We start from the raw sequence: 18,028 nt of genomic DNA on the forward strand, positions 1-18,028 counted from the left end.
CTGACAAAGCTTTAGAAGGCCCGGCATTGCCGGGCCTTTTTTGTTGGAACCGTGCACGGATGCAGTCCAAAAGCTGTGCCATTTTATCGCAGCTACGCAATCAACCCTTCCCAAGATCTAAACTTGATGTAAATACTCATATTTAGCCAGCGCACAGCAAGCCAACCACGAATTCAAAACTAGGTTGACCGATGCAAGCAGCAGCGCTGGAGCAATTCTTCGCTCAGGAAACAGATGATCCCCTCCGTTACGCTTTCCAGCGACGGGGCGCACATATGCCCGGATCTGCTGGAGAAGCCGTTGCTGAAGATGCTCACCAGCAAGTCTGGCAAGAAATCCAGCGATCCAGTCGCTCTGGCATGGCGGTCATGTACTTGCATGTTCCGTTCTGCGCCAATCATTGTCTGTTTTGCGGCTTCTATCGCAACAAGTGGCAGGAAGAGCACTCCGCTCCTTATGCTGACGCGCTGATCAAAGAGTTGGAGCTGGAAGCGTCTTCCCCTACTTCCCAAAGTGCACCAATCAACGCAGTCTATTTTGGCGGAGGAACTCCAACAGCGCTTCACGCAAATGACCTTGCCCGCGTCATCCGCCGCATCCGCGAGCTTTATCCGCTCTCAGCCGATTGCGAGATCACTGTCGAAGGCCGCATCTTCCATTTCGATGATGAAAAGATTGATGCCTGTCTGGATGCTGGTGCGAACCGTTTTTCTACTGGGGTTCAGTCCTTCAACACCAAAGTCCGTAAGCGGCAGGGGCGCAAAGCAACCGGTGAAGAAGCCATTCGCTTCTTCGAAGGGCTTAGAGATAGAAATCGCGCTGCTGTCGTTTGTGACCTGATATTGGGCTTGCCCTATCAAAGCGAAGAGGTCTGGCGGCAGGACCTTAAAACCGTTGTGGATCTGGAGCTCGATGGCGTCGATCTTTACACGCTCGCCGTGTTTCCCGGCAGTCTTCTCTCAAAAGCCATCGCAAAAGGCTCCTGCGACCCAGCAGCGCCTCTTCCGCAACAAGGAGGCATGTATGGCGAGGGATTGGAGTACATGCGTCAGTACGGCTGGAAACAGATCTCTTCCAGTCACTGGGGTCGACAAACCCGCGAGCGTAATCTTTACAACACGCTGATTAAGTCCGGCGCGGACTGTCTGGCCTTTGGGTCTGGGGCAGGCGGAAACATCAATGGTTATTCCTACGGCATCCATGGAGGAATCGTGGACTACATGAGGTGCCTGGAGGATGGGGAGAAGCCTCTGTCGCGGTTGCACAGAACTGACCCATTGTCTTCTCCCCTCAATTTCCTGGCAGCCGGCATTGAAGAGATGCGCCTCGACCTTGCCCGTCTGGAGCGTGCAGATCCCAAAGCAAACGGATTCCGAAGCTCAATCGACCCACTGTTGAGCAATTGGCGCAGAACGGGCTTGATTGCGGGTGAAGAGATCATCTCGCTCACAACGGCAGGCCGTTTCTGGCACCAGACCCTTCTCACTTATCTCAAGGCTGCCTTTAAGCTGCATTCCGCCAGCTTGCAGCCAGTAACCTGAAACCATCAAGAAGAGACAGCATGACCGCACAAATCACAGAGCTGAAAGAGAAACTTGCAGAAAACCCAGCTGGCATTCTGGAGAGCATTGCCAAGGAGCATGGTCTCTCAATGGCTGACACAATCCGTTGCCTGCCGGAAGAAATGTGGCGTGAGCATTCTGGTGAGCGTTTTGATGAAGTTATCAAAGCGATCCCATCATGGGGCAACGTCACCAGCATCGCAAACACAGGCGACATGATCTTCGAGGTGAAAGGTCCATTCCCGGAAGGTTCTTACGCGCGTGGTTTCTATAACCTCAAGCAGACAGAAGGTGGCTTCTCTGGTCACATCAAAGCTGATGCCTGCCATTCTATCCTGTTCCTGAAGCGCCCATTCTTCTCCAAGCTGGCAGTTTCCATCAACTTCCTGAATGCGGATGGCGATTGCTACCTGAAGATCTTCCTTGGCCGTGATGAGGAAGGCCAGATCAAAGAAGATCAGCTTGAAAAATTCGATGAACTCGCGAGCTGGTGAACCTGCGAGACATCCAAGTCATAGGTCCACGACCTCTCTCACTGTGAGCCTATGAAAAGCAGAAGCCGGGGCATCGCTCCGGCTTTTCTGTTTACACAAACATTGCGACAATCAGATAACTCGCCATTCCATACAAGCACAGCAAACTCAGGCTCATGAACAGGCCGCGCAATCCGGTTTGTGCTGAAAGATAGCTGTAGGTGTAGCCAAGGCGTGAAACTGCGAAACCGACAATCCAGACTTGAGCCATCAGTGCAACCGGTGAAACCATTGCGACAACAGCAGCCAGAAGCACAAAGTAGATGGAGTTCTCGGTCGTGTTCCGATGCGCATTGTGCCGCCGCTCCAACGCATCACGAGCTTCCTGAGCAATAGATTGAGGACGCCCACCTTTCTCCTCCCACTCTTCAGGTGTAGCGGCCAGATCATGCTTAGCCCGCGTAAGTTCGGTCACGGTCATTAGCCAACTGTGGTTACCGAGCAGCAGCACCGCAGCAATGATCACTGCATCAACGACTTCAGGGGAGGGCAGCGCAATGACAAGCGGCTCAACGCCAAAAACGAGTAGATTGATGAGCAAACTGAAACCGACCAAAGCAAAGGGATAGGCTTTCACCATCAACGTTGCCCGCGAGTTATTCACCTCAGCAATGTCCATAGTGCCGCTCCCCCTAGCGCATTCCTTGAAAGTTACCCCAGGGCAAAGGCTACGATTTTTGAGGGAAACCGTAAACCTGTCATTCCCAACACGTGGTGATAGGCTGGGCTGCAATGGCGGACTGTTGAAAATTCTGTGGGTTTACCACCCCTGCTTGTTTTGAGGTCTGCAAAACTTGTCAGTACCCGAGAGAATTAATTGAGTATCATTAAGTTAACTTGAAACCTTCGCCGCTAACCGCCATATTCCAGAGGAAAGACCGAGGGCGAGATGCCCTCACACCGGATGCCTATTGAGGGTCTGGAGCTGGGTCGCTTTGAAGAAGGACTTGGATTATGACGCGAGTATCTGCGTTTTCGAGCCCATTTATGTTGGGTTTCGACGATATCGAGCGTGTATTGGATAGGGTGAGCAAAGCAGCCAACGATGGCTATCCGCCCTACAATATCGAACGCTTAGCTGCCACCGACGAAAAAGGTGAAGTCATCCGCATTACGCTCGCCGTAGCGGGTTTCACACGTGACCAACTGGATGTTTCTGTTGAGGAAAGCCAGCTGGTAATCCGTGGCCGCCAACAAGAAGACAAAACTCGCCAATACCTTCACAGGGGTATAGCTGCACGTCAGTTCCAACGCGCTTTTGTTTTGGCTGAAGGCATTGAGATTTTGGGGGCAGACCTGCGTGATGGTCTGTTGTCTATTGATCTTGCTCGTCCAGAGCCAGAGCGCATCGTTCGCCGAATTGAAATCTCGGCGGGGGACTGAGGTTAAAGGAACATTCCTACCTTCGCGCTGATCTGAATATTGAAGCGTATCGCTGAAATCTGGCCTCTCAGCTTTCGGGTAAAGATGCGTGATAAAATAAAGACTTAGAGCCTGACACGTGATTGCAAAAGACCGTGACATGCTCTGATAACTTCCAAGGAGAAGGCGATGACACGCGCCCCTTCTGTGCTGGCCGACGACCCGTACGAAAATTTTGAAGAACTTGGAGCTGGTGAAGTCGCTTATGTAAGGCGCGTTTCTCCAAATGATCTCAAGAAGATGTTCCCAGATGCTGAGTTGCAGGATGCTGATTTGCCAGCATGGGCATTGCTCGCTGCAGATGGAACACCGCTGGTTCTGACAGACACTCGCAATGCTGCAATTGCAAACGCGATCGAGAATGATCTGGAAGCTCTGAGCGTCCACTAACCCTATTCCTGCACTCATCGAAGGGTGAGGTTAAAAGAAGAGGCATACGCGCAGAAAAGCTGCTGCAGCGCATAGAAATACTCTTCAAAACCAGTGAATTAGGCAAAGAAAAAGCCTGGATTGGAATGCGTCCGATTCAGGCTTTTCTGTTTTTATGAGCTGACCGGCCTCAAGCTGCGCTTGGCGAAGCCTGTGGGTGGGTCAGAATAGAGTAAATTGCAGCAGCATCTGTGGTCGCGCGCAGTTTGCTCGCAACATCAGCATCTCTCAGAAGTCGTGCAACACGTGCCAGAGCTTTCAGATGGTCCGCTCCAGCGCCTTCCGGTGCCAGCAATACAAAGATCAGATCAACAGGCTGGTCATCCAAGCTGTCGAACTCGATCGGTTTGTCCAGTCGCGCAAACAAACCGTGCAACCCGTCTAGGTTCACGATTTTTCCATGCGGAATTGCAATGCCGTTTCCGACACCTGTAGAGCCGAGACGTTCGCGTTGGAGCAGCGTATCAAAGATATCGCGCTCAGTTTCTCCGCAAATCTCAGAGGCCCGTTCTGCAAGTTCCTGCAGGGCTTGTTTCTTGCTGTTTGCCTTAAGATTGGCAATGACAGCTTCAGGACGAAGAAGTTCGTTCAGATCCATTCCTTGATCCGTGTTCATGCAAAATACAAAGCCGGTTAACACCGGCTTTGTACAGGGTCACGATGACCATGATTATTAGTTAGGGGCAGCCCCGTTGGAAAGATTTGGATCAATCCAGCCAACGTTTCCATCGTGACGACGGAATACGACATTTACCTCACCATTACCAGCGTTGCGGAACACTACAACGGGAGCTTCACTTAAATCTAGCTCCATAACTGCCATACCAACAGTCAGTGTTTTCACCTTCGCTTCGGTTTCTGCAACCACAAGTGGGCTGTAGTCGGCGGGTACCTCTTCTTCCTGCTCAGGATCAGCAAGAACATACGATGTTGCACCGTACGTTTCCCACTCTGCAGGGAGACCATTTGTGTGGTGGTCGTTTAACTTTCTGTTATAGCGCCTTAGCCTTTTCTCAATGCGTTCGGCTGCTTTGTCGAAACTTTGGCGTGGATCCTGGCTATCACCCGAAACCTGAAGCACCACACCTGTACTGAGGTGGACTGTGCATTCGGAACGGAAGCCAGAGCCTTCGCGCGCGATTGTCACATGACCCGTATATGCGCCTGGGAAATATTTATCCAGTGCATCGGAAATCCGGTCTTCAACGTGAGTTCTGGTTGCATCACCAATGTCCACGTTCCTCCCCGAAATTCTAATTGTCATGGGAACCTCTTATGTTGTGTCGACTTAATCGCTGACAGGTTCTTCAGCTAAAGAGCAAAGAACCCTTCAACACATGTAGTTTGGACCAGCTAAGTTTAAAGTGCTACTGTTTTCGAGTTCTTAGAAAAATCTATGAGAACAGAAAAACATCCTATAGAGGTTATTAACCGATACGGACCCTATTATCTCTCTTTGAAACTATGAGAAATATCAGTGGTTTAGGTGAGGCTTTTCTTTTCTCTGCGCCGCTGCACAGAGCTGGGAATCCTTAATGCTTCCCGATACTTAGCTACAGTTCGTCGCGCTATATCCACACCGTCATCTTTCAGAATTTTCACAAGAGCGTCATCTGAGAGAATCTTCTTGGGATCTTCGGCATCAATCAGCTGCTTTATCCGGTAGCGTACTGATTCCGCTGAGTGCGATTCACCGCCTTCAGAAGACGCAATTGCGGCAGAAAAGAAGTACTTAAGCTCAAAAATTCCGCGCGGTGTTGCGATGTATTTGTTGGAGGTCACACGGCTCACAGTGGATTCATGCATACCAATGGCGTCTGCGACCACACGCAGGTTCATCGGACGCAGATGTTGTACACCATAAGTGAGAAAACCATCCTGCTGCCGCACAATTTCCGAAGAGACCTTCAGGATTGTCCGTGCACGCTGATCCAGGCTCTTCACAAGCCAGTTCGCGGTCTGCAGGCTATCCGTGAAGTATGCCAGCTCCTTATCCTTCTTGGAGCTCTGGGAGATCTCGGAGTAATAGCTCTGGTTCACCAGTACCTTCGGCAAGCTCTCAGTGTTAAGCTCAACAGTCCAGCCGCCATCAGAAGCCGGGCGAACAAACGCATCAGGAACAATCGGCTGTGCAACTTCAGTGTTGAATGCTGCGCCGGGTTTTGGATTGAGTTCTTTAATCTCAAGGATCATGTCCTTGAGGTCTTCATCATCAACCTTACAAATCCGCCTCAGCTTCGTCAGATCATGCAGTGCCAGCAACTCGATGTTCTCGACCAGAGCCTGCATGGCAGGATCATAGCGGTCTTTCTCTTTGAGTTGTAGTTTCAGGCACTCAGAAAGGTCACGTGCGAATACACCAACAGGATCAAGACCCTGCAGTGCAAGAATAACCCGTTCCAGATCTTGCTCAGTCACACCCAGGCGCGCAGACATCTCTTCTGCATCAATGCGCAGATATCCGCTCTCATCAAGGCAATCGATAAGCTGTTGCGCGATCAGAATGTCAGTAGGATTGGAAACAGCAAAACCCAACTGCTCCTGCAGGTGTTCACTGAGTGAAACTTCTGCAGCTACAAAGGCTTCCAGATTATAGTCAGAAGCGCCTGAAGAAGCATTGTGACTAGGCGCCTGCCAGTTGTCGGCCTTCTGCTGAACAGGGTCAACGGACTGGCTCTCGCCATTGTCATCAGGAAAGACATTGGAGAGCTCAGAGTCCAGACTGCTTGAAATGGCTTCAGGTGTTGTCTCAAGCTCATTGTTGAGCCAATCACCTTCCTGCATCTCAGCAGAACCACTCTCGTTATCAGAAGAGTTGTCAGGAGCGGAGGTTTCTGTAGTTGGACCAGCTCCATCCGGGCTGTCATCCCGTTCCAAAAACGGGTTACTTTCCAACTCACTATTGATATGTGCAATCAGGTCCACATTCGACAGCTGCAACAGCTTGATCGCCTGCATCAGTTGCGGCGTCATGACAAGCTGTTGGCTTTGTCTGAATTCTAATTTTGGACCGATTGCCATAGAGTTATTTCATCCTCCAAGTGCCGCAAGCTAACTTGCAACACTCTTCTACGCAATTCGGCATAGGTTGGAAATCAAAGAGTGAACTGTTCCCCGAGATACAAACGCCTTACATCCGGATCTGCAACGATCTGATGCGGTTTGCCTTCCGTCAGAACTTCACCCGCCGCGATAATGTAAGCGCGGTCAATCAGGCCAAGCGTTTCACGCACGTTATGGTCTGTAATGAGGACACCAATGCCACGTTGTGTCAGGTGGCGCACAAGCTGCTGGATGTCGCCCACAGCAATCGGGTCAATACCCGCAAATGGCTCATCAAGCAGCATAAAGGATGGACGAGATGCAAGCGCACGCGCAATCTCCACGCGGCGACGTTCACCACCACTGAGCGCGATACTTGGTGATTTGCGCAGGTGCGTAACACCAAACTCAGTCAGCAGAGAATCCAGATCCTCTTCGCGGCGCTTCTTGTTCGGCTCCACCACTTCCAGCACGGCACGAATGTTGTCTTCAACGGACAGGCCGCGGAAAATGGAAGCTTCCTGAGGAAGGTAGCCAACGCCCAATCGTGCACGACGATACATCGGCAGCTGTGTCATATCGAAGTTATCGAGACGAATAGCACCGTGATCCGGGCGGATAAGGCCAGTGATCATGTAAAAGCAGGTGGTCTTACCAGCACCGTTTGGTCCCAGCAGTCCAACAGCTTCGCCGCGACGCACATTCAAGCTAACGTGTTTTACAACCTGACGACGTCCATAACTTTTGCCGATGCCATCAACTTCCAGCACCGCTTCGGAAGGATCAGCATATTTGATGCCTTCTGGCTGATGCGTTGGGATCTGAGGATCAATTGGGTGTGCACTCAAGGGCGTGGCCTATTTGCTTTAGTTCTTATTTTCAAGGCTGTTTGGCTGCAAAAGCATCCGCACACGACCGGTGTTGCCGCCGGTTCCACTGGAATCCAGATTTGCTTTGCCGGTTTCCAGATTGATCACAAGGCGTTTGCCAACAATCACGTTTGGTCCCTGGCTCAGGGTCACGCGCTTACCGGTCATCACAACGATCTGCTTTTCCATGTCAAAGCTGGCGTCATCACCAGTGGCAACCTGATCCTTGGAGGAAACAAGCACGTCGCCTTTAGCTTCAAGGCGGGAGATCGACTGCTGAACAGGCTGTCCGTCTGCGTTGCCATTGGCCATGGAGCCGCTGTAAAACACGATCAAACGCTGAGCTTCCAGCTTCGCTTCACCCTGGGTGACGACAACATTGCCGCTGAAGATAGCGCTTTTGTCTTTGTCACGAACCTGAAGGTTAGTAGCTTCAATCTCTATAGGTTCTTTATTGTCAGAACCGAAACCTGCAAATGAATCGGAGAACGTTTGCGCATGGGCCATTCCAGCCAGCCCGAGTGCCATAATACAAGATAGAGAGAATATCCTCATCCGGTTAATCATTGACCGTTCTCCAGTGCCCAGGGCAGAAGCTTCATCTTTACGCCCCGGCGAAAATTCAAAACATTGTTTTTCTGATCAAATTCCATAGATCCAGCATCGATATAGCCACCTTCAGATGTGACATCAACTGTATCGTTGGTCTGGATTGTACCTGTCTTCATATCGATATCGAGATACTCAAATTCTGCGGAATAACCTTTGCTGTATGCGACTGTGATCCCGTTGGTCAGATTCAGGGTTTCCATCTCTGTATCGAACGTCCCGTTTCGGGAGGTGATACTAACAGTTTCCCCGGGAGCTATTGTGATTTCAGCCACAATATTCTCCAAATCAATCACTTGCGGGTTCGTAATGCGCTGAATAGCCCGGTCTGCCTGAACGTTGTATGAACGATCACCATCGTTACCCGACAGGTGCGGGTTGGACATCACAAGCCCTTCAGTGGTCAGGCTGATATCCCCGATGCTCAGTCCGGCAAGAATATTCTGGAAAACGACCATGGCAATCACGCCGGCAGCGATCAGCAATCCGCCGGCTGGAAGTGCAAACCGGAGCAAACGAACAAGAATGGAATGTCGACGCGCAGCTTTACGCGCTTTCTCCAGCCGTGTTTGCGCTTCACTCGCAAACTCTTTTGGCATGTTCTCCATTGTTGTCATTCGTAGTCCTGGAACATTCTGGAAGCGATACACATGGGGGATCGCAATCCGGTTGCCATTTTCCGGTCTGTCTCACAGTGAGTAACCAGTATCTTAAAGGCACAAACCGCTTCAGTTGATACGCAAATTTTCAGGTAAAACCTGAAAAGGAAGCGGTAAGCACACACTAGCTGCCTAAATGGGGGTGCTTCAACAAATTACAAATGTTGAAGCACAATAAACCGCAAATACTGGTAGAAAACTCGAGTTTTCGCTTAAGAATGTGCGAAAATGTCAGTTTCAGGCCATCCTGCAAGGTCAAGCTGCGCACGTGTCGGCAGAAAATCGAAGCACTTCTGTGCAATCTCGGTACGCTCTTCGCGCTCAAGCATAAATTCAAGACGCTCTTTAAGCTTATGAAGATGAAGAACATCTGATGCAGCATAGGCAAGCTGTGCATCTGTCAGTTTTTCAGCTGCCCAATCAGAGCTTTGCTGTTGTTTGGAAAGGTCAACACCAATCAATTCGCGGCAAATATCTTTAAGTCCGTGACGATCCGTGTAGGTACGCACAAGCTTGGACGCAATTTTGGTGCACCAGACCGGCGAAACGGAGATGTCCAGATACTCTTTCAATATGGCAACATCAAAGCGGGCAAAGTGAAAAATCTTTGGCTTGCTTGCGTCTTCAAACAGCGCTTGCAGGTTAGGTGCAGCCAGCTGGCCGCGTTCAATCTGCACAACATCAGCAGAACCATCACCAGAAGAAAGCTGCACAACACACAACCGATCACGGTGTGGGTTCAGACCTAAAGTTTCAGTGTCCACCGCGACTGCATCAGCAGAAGAGTAGTTGGAAAGGTCCGGAAGATCGTTTTTGTGATATCTGATTGTCATTGTTGCTCTCGAAGAAGTATACGCGCGGTTTGGTATATGAGACGTGTTTTGTCGCGTCTACACCAACCGGTCAAGTTACTCTGCAATTTTTAGGGAGAGCTTTGTGAAGAAAAGATGGTGCCCAGAAGAGGACTCGAACCTCCACGCCCATGCGGGCACTAGCACCTGAAGCTAGCGCGTCTACCAATTCCGCCATCTGGGCACATATTCATCTTTTTCTTTCAGAGGGTTGCTGCTTGGCAGCGCCGCTCTGTGAGGAGGGGTTCTAGTGATCTGGACGGGGATTGTCAATCACACATTTGCAAAGAGTTTTAATTTCTCCACAGAGCGCCTTCACAACCCCAAACCTTGGGCGTATTAACGTCCCATGAATTATAGCTTTTTTGAGGGTTATGCGCACTAATACGCGTACCTGCAAAAATTTGGCAAAGGTGGATGAAAATGGCGCAAGCGCTTAACGGGAAACTTATAACCGTTTTCGGCGGGTCAGGATTTATTGGTCGTCACGTCATCAGGATCTTAGCAGAACGTGGATACAGCATCCGCGCAGCTGTGCGTCGTCCTGAACTTGCAGAGCATTTGCAGCCGTTGGGGGCTGTGGGCCAAATCATGCCTGTGGCAGCAAGCGTGCGAAACAAAAAATCTGTAGAGCGCGCTGTGGAAGGCGCATGTGCAGTCATCAACCTTGTGGGTATTCTTTACGAAACTGGCGCCCAGAAGTTTGATAGCGTGCAGGCAAAAGGCCCGGGTGTTGTTGCTGAAGTCTGTAAAGAGCAGGGCATCGACACATTTGTGCATGTATCTGCAATTGGCGCAGACGAAAACAGCCCAGCTGTTTACGCAAAAACCAAAGCTGCTGGTGAAAAAGCTGTTCTGGAAGCAATGCCAAATGCAGTGATCTTCCGCCCATCCATCGTGTTCGGTCCTGAAGATGATTTCTTCAACCGTTTCGGAAGCATGGCTCAGCTCTTCCCGGCTCTACCGCTTATCGGTGGTGGTCACACCAAGTTCCAGCCAGTCTATGTTGGTGATGTTGCGCTTGCGATTGCAAACGCTGCTGAAAACAAGGTTGAAACCGGCAAAATCTACGAGCTCGGCGGACCTCAGGTTGCGACCTTCAAAGAATGTTTGCAGCTGATGATGAATGTCATCCTCCGCAAGCGCATGCTGGTTTCCCTACCATTCTTGATGGCTCGCATTCAGGCTAAGTTCCTGCAGATGCTACCTAAGCCAATGCTGACTGTTGATCAGGTAAACCTGCTCAAGAGCGATAACGTGGTGAGCAAGGAAGCACAAGCTGAAAAGCGGACATTCGAAGGTCTGGGCATCGAGCCGCATTCAATGGAAGCAATCTTGCCAACTTACCTCGATAAGTTCCGCCCGCGCGGACAGTACGATTCCCAAAACGCCGCGAAGTCATAAACTCTTCGCGTTTTTGAGAGATAAAGCCCCGCTTCTGGCGGGGTTTTTTGTATCTACAGCACCTAAGCGACCCGATACAAAAGGCCTGCTCTGAAGGCTCGTTCAAGTTTGATCTAAGCTCACTTGCTTTGCATAAGCATATGTTCACCACCAGTTTTAAAAGCCCGCCTGCCTTCATCAGAGTAACGCATAATGCTCGATAATGAGGCGTCCCCGTGGAAGCTGAGCCTTCAAGACTGGAATGAGACCATGCCGCTGACCGATTTGACCAAAGAAGAGCACCAATGGGCAGATGATATGTTCAAGCTCCTTCACATCAGTGCAGATGGCGAGGAGGGGGCAGAGAATGGAGCTGCATCAGCTGGAACGCCCGCGGACTTCACCCATCTTGAGCAATCTATTTCAGAGCTCAATGCCAAAAGTGACATTCTGAGAAACTACAAGGCTCTTAGCTCAAGCTTCAAAAAAATTGAGAAGGCCACACAATCCGCACTCAAGGCAGCCCTCGCAGCGATCCATGAAAAGAATGAGCAGGCCGTTGGTTCAACTGTTTCTGCTTTGCAAAAGTGCACGTCGGAGCATGCCGGCCTGATCAACGATGCCGAAAGAACGCTTACAGAGCTCTCAGATGAAGTTAGGGGTCTGCGGGAAGAACACAAAGAACATACTGCCCGTAAAGCAGAGTTTGTGAAGCGTGCGTATTTCAGCAAAGCCAACGCGAAGAAACTCAGCAAGTACACATCCGCTTGTGAGGATGTTGACAAGGAGCTGAACCAGGCTGAAGCGAGCATTCAGGCGCGCAACATCGACGATGTAATCAAAGGCCTCAAATCCATTACCAAGAGTGTTCAAAAACTTCGCAAGGAAATGGATTGGTTGGATTCAGCTGAAGCCAGCAAACCTGAAAGCAAACGGATGGGCGATGAAAAGCTTCAGGGAGGGCTGGTAGCCGACTATCAAAAGAAGAAAGAGAGTTGGCAACCGCAAGTTTGCTACAATGCCGCGATGAAAGTCGGTGTTGTTGAAGGAAATCTTCCCGAGTTCATGCGCCAGAGCCTGATTAATCAAAAAAGAGTCAATGGTTATCCGTCAGGTTTTCAGGAGCTTATGGGAGTAACTGCGGAAACGGTAGAAAAGAAGTTTGATCATTCCAAGATAGAGGAATCTGGCATTCTTAACTTCGTTGATGATGCAACAGGTCAAATTTCACATACCGCGTATCTGCAAAAAACTGACAAAAACACATTAGAAATTTATCATGCAAACTGCCAAACCTTGGATATGGCGTTACTGGCCAAAGGTCAGGATGTGCCTAAGGTTGGCTTGGTGACGCATTATGAATTAAGTGATCCTGATACGCAGAACCGGTTCCAAGGGTGGCTTGATCAGGGATTCAGCTTCAAGCACACCCCAGCCTCTGACCTAAAGTAAAAAAGCGCCGCATGACTGCGACGCTTCAAAGGTAATCTGTGCTTTAGGTTGATTAGCTCTGTGTCAGGATGAGACCCAGCAGTCCAAGCCCGCCAACAATAATGCGCCACCAGCCAAACAGAGCAAAGCCGTGCTTGGAGACGTAATCCAGCAAGCTGCGCACTACAAAGAAGCCTGCAATGAAGGAAGACACCAGCCCGATGATGATCAGGGTCCAGTCATCCTGCCCCAAAGCATCTTTGTTCTTCAGGAAGTCAAAAACAAACGCTCCAACCATGGTTGGCATGGCGAGGAAGAATGAGAACTCCGCCGCGGATCGCTTGTCTGTTCCCATCAGCAAAGAAGCAACGATTGTTGCCCCGCTGCGGGAAACACCCGGGATCATCGCCATGCACTGGGCAAAGCCGATCTTGATGTAAAGCGATAGCGGATAGTCTTCCACGTTGGTGTAGCGTGCCTGCAAAGGCATTTTATCAACCAGCAGCATTATGATGCCGCCAAAGATGAGCGTGACACAAACGAGGGCTGGGGTTTCAAACAACACAGCCTTGATAAAATCATAGGCCAGTGCGCCAATCGCTGCTGCAGGCAGGAAGGCAAGCAAAACGCCAATCGTGAAATGCCGCGCTTTTGCACTTGTGGGAAGTGCGACTGCAATTCTGGTGAGCCGTGTGAAGTAGACACTCAGGATCGCGGCAATAGCTCCAAGCTGGATCATCACCTCAAAGGCGCGACCCTCACTCTTAAACCCGATGAAATGCCCGATTAGCAGCAGGTGGCCCGTTGAGGAAACTGGAATAAATTCAGTCAGGCCTTCAATGATGCCGAGCACGAGAGCGCCGACGATACTATCAGTTGTCATTAAACAGTTGTCTCCACGAATTTTCCCCAGATGTCATTGGTGAGGTTGTCCCCGTGTTTTCGTATGGTTTACGGTCTCAAGACTCTTTTGAGACAAATTACATTCCTATAGCAACCTTTTGGTTACAGGTTTGCTCATAAATCAGAACAATGCTCAAGCTCTATCATCATCCTTTCTCTCCTGAATCGCGCTTCGTTCGCTTGGCGCTCGGAGAATATGGAACCCCGTTTGAAACCCAGACGGAGTACCCTTGGGCACGCCGCCATGACTTCCTTATGATGAACCCAGCGGGCACACTTCCCGTTCTGAAGGAAAATGATGGCCCTGCTGTGTGCGGAGCCACCGTTATCATGGAATACTTGGACGAAACTCGCGGCTATGCGATCCCCAACAACCGTTTGCTCCCAGATCATCCCGAAGCACGTGCAGAAACTCGTCGTCTCGTCTCTTGGTTTTTGCAAAAATTCCTCTCTGAGGTTATTGGCTACATCGTGCAAGAACGCATTTACAAACAGGAGATGCCGGATAGCCAGGGTGGCGGACAGCCAGACTCAAGCATCCTTCGGGTCGCTCGTGCCAATATGCTGAACCACATGCGCTACATCGGATACCTTGCTGCCACACGAAAGTGGCTGGCTGGTGATCGGCTCACATTCGCTGATCTGGCCGCGGCAAGTCTTCTCTCCTGTGCAGACTATCTTGGTGAAGTTCCATGGTCCGAGGACGAAAACGTGAAGAGCTGGTACGCGCGGATGAAATCTCGTCCGAGCTTCCGCCCAATTCTGACGGACAAAATGCTCGGCATGCCAGCGGCGAAGACCTACGCGGATCTCGACTTCTAAAACCTCACTCAGACACACAGCTGACGGAAAAACAGGCTGCGCGCGTTAAGGCAGATCTGATCAAACGCGCGCGTGCAATCGGCTTTGATGACATCCGCATCACCACAGCAGATGCAATCCCGCTGGCACCGGAACGCCTGCACCACTTCATCGAGCAAGGCTATCACGCCACCATGGAGTGGATGCCGGAAACCGAACTTCGACGTTCCAGCCCGCTTGAACTCTGGCCGGAAGCACGATCTGTCATCATGCTGGCCATGAACTATGGGCCGGATATTGACCCAATGGAGATGCGCGAAAAGCCAGATAAGGCGCACATTTCCGTCTATGCCCGCAATCGCGATTACCACGACATCATGAAAGGTAAGATGAAGGAACTTGCCAGTCTGCTGGTGTCTAAAGGTGGCGGAGATGTAAAGGTGTTTGTTGACACCGCGCCGGTTATGGAAAAGCCATTGGCATATTCCGCTGGGCTTGGTTGGCAGGGCAAACACTCCAACCTCGTGTCCCGAGAGCTGGGGTCTTGGTTCTTTCTTGCTGCAATCTTCTCTACACTGGACCTGCCACTGGATGAGCCGGAAGTTGATCACTGTGGAAACTGCAAACGCTGCCTTACAGTCTGCCCGACCAACGCGTTTCCCGCACCCTATCAAGTGGATGCAAACCGCTGTATCTCCTACCTGACCATTGAGCATCATGGGCCAATCCCGCTTGAGTTCCGCAAGCCAATGGGAAATCGCATCTATGGCTGCGATGATTGCCTCTCCGTGTGCCCATGGAACAAGTTCGCCCAATCTGCCAGCGAAGCCAAGCTGCAGGCACGGGAAGATCTGATGGAACCAGCCCTTGCAGATCTGTTGCAAATGGATGATCCAACCTTCCGCAAGTTCTTCTCAGGTTCACCGGTCAAACGCATCGGCCGCAACCGCTTCATCCGCAACTGCCTCATCGCAGCAGGCAACAGTGCAGAAGAAAAACTCATTCCTCGTGTGCTGGAACACTTGCAAGATGAAGACGAAACCGTCCGCGCAACCACCGTTTGGGCTTTGGCTCAGCTCGTCTCTGAAGCTGACTTCGAAAAACACAAGTTAGCAATGTTCAAAAATGAGCAGAGCGAAACGGTACGCACAGAATGGGAGCAGGGCACCTCATCTTAAGGTGCCCGCAAATCAGGCAGCTTTTTCTGCCTGCGGATACTGAAAGCCAGTCAGCTCTTCAGAAATAGCCCAAAGCTTCTCTTGAACGCCCTCATCAACTGCCAACCCGGAAAGTTTGATCGGGCTTGGATTGCCCCAAATGCCAAAGCGTGGCCCCAGGAAGGAGCAGGCCGGCAGGCTTGTATCTGTCGCTGCCATCATCTGTGGGCGGGCACCAAACTCGACCGGTCGTGCCATCGCGCGAGACAGCCAGCCACCAATGCCGATAGACTGCTGCCGCTCCGTCGCCGCAAGGCCGGGATGGGCTGACATGGACTTAGCGGAAGAGCCAGCATCATCAAACCTGCGCTGCAAGGCGAACATAAACAGCAGGTTTGCAAGCTTACTCTCAGCATAGCTGCCGACGCGGGCATATGGGCGCTTTTCCCAGTGCAAGTCGTCAAAGTTCATCTTTGCAGCTTTGTAAGCGCCACTGGAAACCGTCACCACTCGAGCATCTGGCGTTGCCACCAGTGTTTCAAACAGCAGTCCGGTCAAAAGAAAATGCCCCAGATGGTTGGTTGCCATATGCATTTCCCAACCTTCTTTGGTGCGTGCCAGCTCCTTCAGGTTCACCACACCAGCATTGTTGAGAAGAATATCCAGACGCTGATGCTTTGCCGTAAAGCTCAGAGCAAACCGGTGAATGCTGTCGCGGTCAGTCAGATCCAGCGGGAGTACCTCCAGCGATGCAGAGTTAACCTGTTGACGCATACGTGCCATCGCGGCTTCACCCTTCTCGACGGTTCGGCAGGCAATCACCACGTGCGCGCCACGCTGGGCCAGTTCCAGCGTGGATTGAAAACCAAGGCCGATGTTTCCGCCTGTAACCACAGCCGTTTTTCCTGCAAGGTCTTGACTGTTTTTATTATTTGGCTGCTGTTGCAAAGCATCTCTCCTGAGATTGTCAAAATAACAGAACGACGGTAGTTTATTTGCAGGTTTCTGGAGAGTCAATAACCGACTGATGGTCGTTTATGTGGTGCGTGGAAAGGCGAGAAGAAATATGAGTGAAAAAACAAAAGCTTATCAGCGTGCGAGAACCGCAGAACATTTTGCGGAGCGTGAAAAGATGATCCTGACCGCCACACGAACATTGATGGATAGGGAAGGTATTGAAAATACGAGCCTTTCCGCTGTCGCGCGCGAAGTTGGCCTCGCAAAGTCCAGCCTCTACCGATACTACGAAAGCCGGGAGCAGATCTTAGTCGCTCTACTGCTGGAAGATGCTGACCACATGCTCGCAAGCCTCCAGAAAGCATTGGGCACACTGAACGGCGAAGTAGATCTGAAGACCATCGCAGGCATCTGGGCAAAGGTCTGTTGCGATCATCCGCGCCTTTGCCTTTTGGTCAGTCAGCTCTCACCTATTTTGGAACATAACCTTTCAACCGAACGCATTGTTGAGGCTAAACAGGAGTTCCTGCGCCGTCACCGAAAAATGGCAGACATACTGGGCACTGTGCTACCCAAGCTAAGTGAAGCTGGCGCTCTTACAGCCGTTCAGTTCGTATTCACGGTGGTTGCTGGGCTTTGGCCGATGAAGGCGGAAAGAAAAAACACGCTGGCAGCTCTGGAGCATCCCGACCTCAGCCATCTGAAGGTGAACTTCGAGGACAGTTTGGCAGGCTCAATTGAGCTCTGCCTGCTGGGTGTTCTGGCAAAAGAGCAGAACTGGGTGCCTGAGCTGAAATAGCAGCGGCAGTTAGTACCGCCTGCCCATCCGCTTTTCGATCTGGCGTTTCTCCCAGTCATCGCCAAACGGATTGAATATCTCAAACACGCTCAGGCCGTGGCCGACGACACCAATGCCCCAGCCCGCGGCAACCCAGAGAAACCAGAGATACCCCGGCGAGGTGAAAAGGTTCAGCACCGCCAAAGCTGAAATCATGACGGCATACTGGATCAGGTGCATATAGAACGAGCGGATATCCCGCACATACTCCATGGCCTCCTGCTCCTTTTGAGAGAGTTGCGGCAAAATCCCGTGTGTTCCTGAGGGCATATCCTGGTCCTTCCTGAGATCACCAAAATCCGTGTCCAGAGCAGAGGCAATGCATTTCAGAGTTTCAGGGCTGGCATTCGCACCACGTTCAATGCGCTGCAATGTGCGTGTGCTGATCCCAGCCATATGCGCGAGCTGCTCTTGAGAAAGCCCTTTTTCAATGCGTAGTTTTCTGACAATCACGGACAAATTCCTGTTTTTCAATAGGAAGCACTCTGGAAGTTTCTTAAATAAAACACCACGACAGCAAGCCGACACCGGCACGACATCGCCATGACAGGCTAGCCAATCAACCGGATAAATGCCGGAACT

Annotated in this window: 20 protein-coding genes and 1 tRNA gene; 9 read left to right on the forward strand and 12 right to left on the reverse strand. The window is 51.0% G+C overall.

Going from position 1 to position 18,028, the window contains the following annotated elements; genetic code table 11:
* Nucleotides 1-191 precede the first annotated feature (191 nt).
* Both hutW and hutX read left to right on the forward strand, forming a co-directional pair.
* Nucleotides 192-1,541: a heme anaerobic degradation radical SAM methyltransferase ChuW/HutW gene (gene hutW, locus PJE062_RS08720; protein WP_008548718.1), complete on the forward strand. Its 1,350-nt coding sequence runs from the start codon at nucleotides 192-194 to the stop codon at nucleotides 1,539-1,541.
* 20 nt (nucleotides 1,542-1,561) lie between these two features.
* Complete coding sequence (hutX, locus tag PJE062_RS08725; protein ID WP_008548800.1) at nucleotides 1,562-2,056, forward strand: heme utilization cystosolic carrier protein HutX; 495 nt, start codon at nucleotides 1,562-1,564, stop codon at nucleotides 2,054-2,056.
* Between the two features lie 91 nt (nucleotides 2,057-2,147).
* On the opposite strand, the gene PJE062_RS08730 is transcribed toward hutX, so the two are convergent.
* Complete coding sequence (locus PJE062_RS08730) at nucleotides 2,148-2,714, reverse strand: MAPEG family protein (RefSeq protein WP_008548339.1); 567 nt, start codon at nucleotides 2,712-2,714, stop codon at nucleotides 2,148-2,150.
* A gap of 335 nt (nucleotides 2,715-3,049) precedes the next feature.
* Here PJE062_RS08730 and PJE062_RS08735 point away from each other — a divergent pair, with 335 nt between their 5' ends.
* Nucleotides 3,050-3,478 carry an Hsp20 family protein gene (locus tag PJE062_RS08735; RefSeq protein ID WP_008548831.1) on the forward strand — a complete coding sequence of 143 codons (429 nt, stop codon included), beginning with the start codon at nucleotides 3,050-3,052 and terminating at the stop codon, nucleotides 3,476-3,478.
* A gap of 168 nt (nucleotides 3,479-3,646) precedes the next feature.
* Nucleotides 3,647-3,907 (forward strand): DUF1150 domain-containing protein, encoded by a 261-nt coding sequence (locus tag PJE062_RS08740; RefSeq protein WP_008548441.1) that lies wholly within the window; start codon nucleotides 3,647-3,649, stop codon nucleotides 3,905-3,907.
* A 169-nt stretch (nucleotides 3,908-4,076) separates the two neighbouring features.
* On the opposite strand, the gene ptsN is transcribed toward PJE062_RS08740, so the two are convergent.
* From ptsN to PJE062_RS08780, 8 genes are all read right to left on the reverse strand, one after another.
* Complete coding sequence (gene ptsN, locus PJE062_RS08745; protein ID WP_008548629.1) at nucleotides 4,077-4,544, reverse strand: PTS IIA-like nitrogen regulatory protein PtsN; 468 nt, start codon at nucleotides 4,542-4,544, stop codon at nucleotides 4,077-4,079.
* 75 nt (nucleotides 4,545-4,619) lie between these two features.
* On the reverse strand, nucleotides 4,620-5,210 hold the full coding sequence (hpf, locus tag PJE062_RS08750; protein WP_083416869.1) for a ribosome hibernation-promoting factor, HPF/YfiA family: 591 nt from the start codon (nucleotides 5,208-5,210) through the stop codon (nucleotides 4,620-4,622).
* A 218-nt stretch (nucleotides 5,211-5,428) separates the two neighbouring features.
* Nucleotides 5,429-6,967, reverse strand: coding sequence for an RNA polymerase factor sigma-54 (rpoN, locus tag PJE062_RS08755; protein WP_008548593.1), 1,539 nt, complete (start codon nucleotides 6,965-6,967; stop codon nucleotides 5,429-5,431).
* Nucleotides 6,968-7,041: 74 nt separating this feature from the next.
* On the reverse strand, nucleotides 7,042-7,785 hold the full coding sequence (gene lptB, locus PJE062_RS08760; protein ID WP_235861774.1) for an LPS export ABC transporter ATP-binding protein: 744 nt from the start codon (nucleotides 7,783-7,785) through the stop codon (nucleotides 7,042-7,044).
* A gap of 69 nt (nucleotides 7,786-7,854) precedes the next feature.
* Nucleotides 7,855-8,364, reverse strand: coding sequence for a lipopolysaccharide transport periplasmic protein LptA (gene lptA, locus PJE062_RS08765; protein WP_008548216.1), 510 nt, complete (start codon nucleotides 8,362-8,364; stop codon nucleotides 7,855-7,857).
* Between the two features lie 56 nt (nucleotides 8,365-8,420).
* Nucleotides 8,421-9,083, reverse strand: coding sequence for an LPS export ABC transporter periplasmic protein LptC (lptC, locus tag PJE062_RS08770; protein ID WP_128647333.1), 663 nt, complete (start codon nucleotides 9,081-9,083; stop codon nucleotides 8,421-8,423).
* A 254-nt stretch (nucleotides 9,084-9,337) separates the two neighbouring features.
* The gene (locus tag PJE062_RS08775; RefSeq protein WP_008548393.1) at nucleotides 9,338-9,958 is read right to left on the reverse strand and encodes a ribonuclease D; all 621 of its coding nucleotides are present in this window, start codon (nucleotides 9,956-9,958) and stop codon (nucleotides 9,338-9,340) included.
* 115 nt (nucleotides 9,959-10,073) lie between these two features.
* Nucleotides 10,074-10,160: transfer RNA gene (locus PJE062_RS08780), tRNA-Leu, on the reverse strand.
* A 233-nt stretch (nucleotides 10,161-10,393) separates the two neighbouring features.
* Here PJE062_RS08780 and PJE062_RS08785 point away from each other — a divergent pair.
* Both PJE062_RS08785 and PJE062_RS08790 read left to right on the forward strand, forming a co-directional pair.
* A complete protein-coding gene (locus PJE062_RS08785; RefSeq protein ID WP_008548412.1) occupies nucleotides 10,394-11,380 on the forward strand; it encodes a complex I NDUFA9 subunit family protein in 987 nt (328 codons plus the stop codon).
* A 192-nt stretch (nucleotides 11,381-11,572) separates the two neighbouring features.
* Complete coding sequence (locus tag PJE062_RS08790; RefSeq protein WP_008548663.1) at nucleotides 11,573-12,811, forward strand: hypothetical protein; 1,239 nt, start codon at nucleotides 11,573-11,575, stop codon at nucleotides 12,809-12,811.
* 52 nt (nucleotides 12,812-12,863) lie between these two features.
* On the opposite strand, the gene PJE062_RS08795 is transcribed toward PJE062_RS08790, so the two are convergent.
* A complete protein-coding gene (locus PJE062_RS08795) occupies nucleotides 12,864-13,673 on the reverse strand; it encodes an undecaprenyl-diphosphate phosphatase (protein ID WP_008548371.1) in 810 nt (269 codons plus the stop codon).
* Nucleotides 13,674-13,822: 149 nt separating this feature from the next.
* On the opposite strand from PJE062_RS08795, the gene PJE062_RS08800 reads away from it, so the two are divergent.
* Together PJE062_RS08800 and queG are read left to right on the forward strand one after the other, a co-directional pair.
* Nucleotides 13,823-14,515 carry a glutathione S-transferase family protein gene (locus PJE062_RS08800; protein WP_037036498.1) on the forward strand — a complete coding sequence of 231 codons (693 nt, stop codon included), beginning with the start codon at nucleotides 13,823-13,825 and terminating at the stop codon, nucleotides 14,513-14,515.
* A 20-nt stretch (nucleotides 14,516-14,535) separates the two neighbouring features.
* Nucleotides 14,536-15,672, forward strand: coding sequence for a tRNA epoxyqueuosine(34) reductase QueG (gene queG / locus PJE062_RS08805; protein WP_037036500.1), 1,137 nt, complete (start codon nucleotides 14,536-14,538; stop codon nucleotides 15,670-15,672).
* 12 nt (nucleotides 15,673-15,684) lie between these two features.
* Here the strand turns inward: queG and PJE062_RS08810 are convergent, their stop codons facing one another.
* Complete coding sequence (locus tag PJE062_RS08810; RefSeq protein WP_037036405.1) at nucleotides 15,685-16,599, reverse strand: oxidoreductase; 915 nt, start codon at nucleotides 16,597-16,599, stop codon at nucleotides 15,685-15,687.
* A 118-nt stretch (nucleotides 16,600-16,717) separates the two neighbouring features.
* Between PJE062_RS08810 and PJE062_RS08815 the strand changes: the two genes are divergently transcribed.
* Nucleotides 16,718-17,407, forward strand: coding sequence for a TetR/AcrR family transcriptional regulator (locus PJE062_RS08815; protein ID WP_008548417.1), 690 nt, complete (start codon nucleotides 16,718-16,720; stop codon nucleotides 17,405-17,407).
* 9 nt (nucleotides 17,408-17,416) lie between these two features.
* Here PJE062_RS08815 and PJE062_RS08820 read toward each other — a convergent pair whose 3' ends face one another.
* Nucleotides 17,417-17,899, reverse strand: a complete 483-nt coding sequence (locus tag PJE062_RS08820) for a helix-turn-helix domain-containing protein (RefSeq protein WP_008548495.1) — start codon at nucleotides 17,897-17,899, stop codon at nucleotides 17,417-17,419.
* Nucleotides 17,900-18,028: the final 129 nt, after the last annotated feature.

This window comes from Pseudovibrio sp. JE062, assembly GCF_000156235.1.
Lineage (GTDB): Bacteria > Pseudomonadota > Alphaproteobacteria > Rhizobiales > Stappiaceae > Pseudovibrio.

Coding starts and splice junctions, on each gene's coding strand:
- hutW (WP_008548718.1), top strand. CDS start 192: ATGCAAGCAGCAGCGCTGGAGCAATTCTTCGCTCAGGAAACAGATGAT.
- PJE062_RS08775 (WP_008548393.1), bottom strand. CDS start 9,958: ATGACAATCAGATATCACAAAAACGATCTTCCGGACCTTTCCAACTAC.
- PJE062_RS08790 (WP_008548663.1), top strand. CDS start 11,573: ATGCTCGATAATGAGGCGTCCCCGTGGAAGCTGAGCCTTCAAGACTGG.
- PJE062_RS08730 (WP_008548339.1), bottom strand. CDS start 2,714: ATGGACATTGCTGAGGTGAATAACTCGCGGGCAACGTTGATGGTGAAA.
- lptA (WP_008548216.1), bottom strand. CDS start 8,364: ATGGCCCATGCGCAAACGTTCTCCGATTCATTTGCAGGTTTCGGTTCT.
- ptsN (WP_008548629.1), bottom strand. CDS start 4,544: ATGGATCTGAACGAACTTCTTCGTCCTGAAGCTGTCATTGCCAATCTT.
- lptC (WP_128647333.1), bottom strand. CDS start 9,083: ATGACAACAATGGAGAACATGCCAAAAGAGTTTGCGAGTGAAGCGCAA.
- PJE062_RS08800 (WP_037036498.1), top strand. CDS start 13,823: ATGCTCAAGCTCTATCATCATCCTTTCTCTCCTGAATCGCGCTTCGTT.
- hutX (WP_008548800.1), top strand. CDS start 1,562: ATGACCGCACAAATCACAGAGCTGAAAGAGAAACTTGCAGAAAACCCA.
- PJE062_RS08735 (WP_008548831.1), top strand. CDS start 3,050: ATGACGCGAGTATCTGCGTTTTCGAGCCCATTTATGTTGGGTTTCGAC.
- hpf (WP_083416869.1), bottom strand. CDS start 5,210: ATGACAATTAGAATTTCGGGGAGGAACGTGGACATTGGTGATGCAACC.
- PJE062_RS08795 (WP_008548371.1), bottom strand. CDS start 13,673: ATGACAACTGATAGTATCGTCGGCGCTCTCGTGCTCGGCATCATTGAA.
- PJE062_RS08785 (WP_008548412.1), top strand. CDS start 10,394: ATGAAAATGGCGCAAGCGCTTAACGGGAAACTTATAACCGTTTTCGGC.
- PJE062_RS08740 (WP_008548441.1), top strand. CDS start 3,647: ATGACACGCGCCCCTTCTGTGCTGGCCGACGACCCGTACGAAAATTTT.
- PJE062_RS08815 (WP_008548417.1), top strand. CDS start 16,718: ATGAGTGAAAAAACAAAAGCTTATCAGCGTGCGAGAACCGCAGAACAT.
- rpoN (WP_008548593.1), bottom strand. CDS start 6,967: ATGGCAATCGGTCCAAAATTAGAATTCAGACAAAGCCAACAGCTTGTC.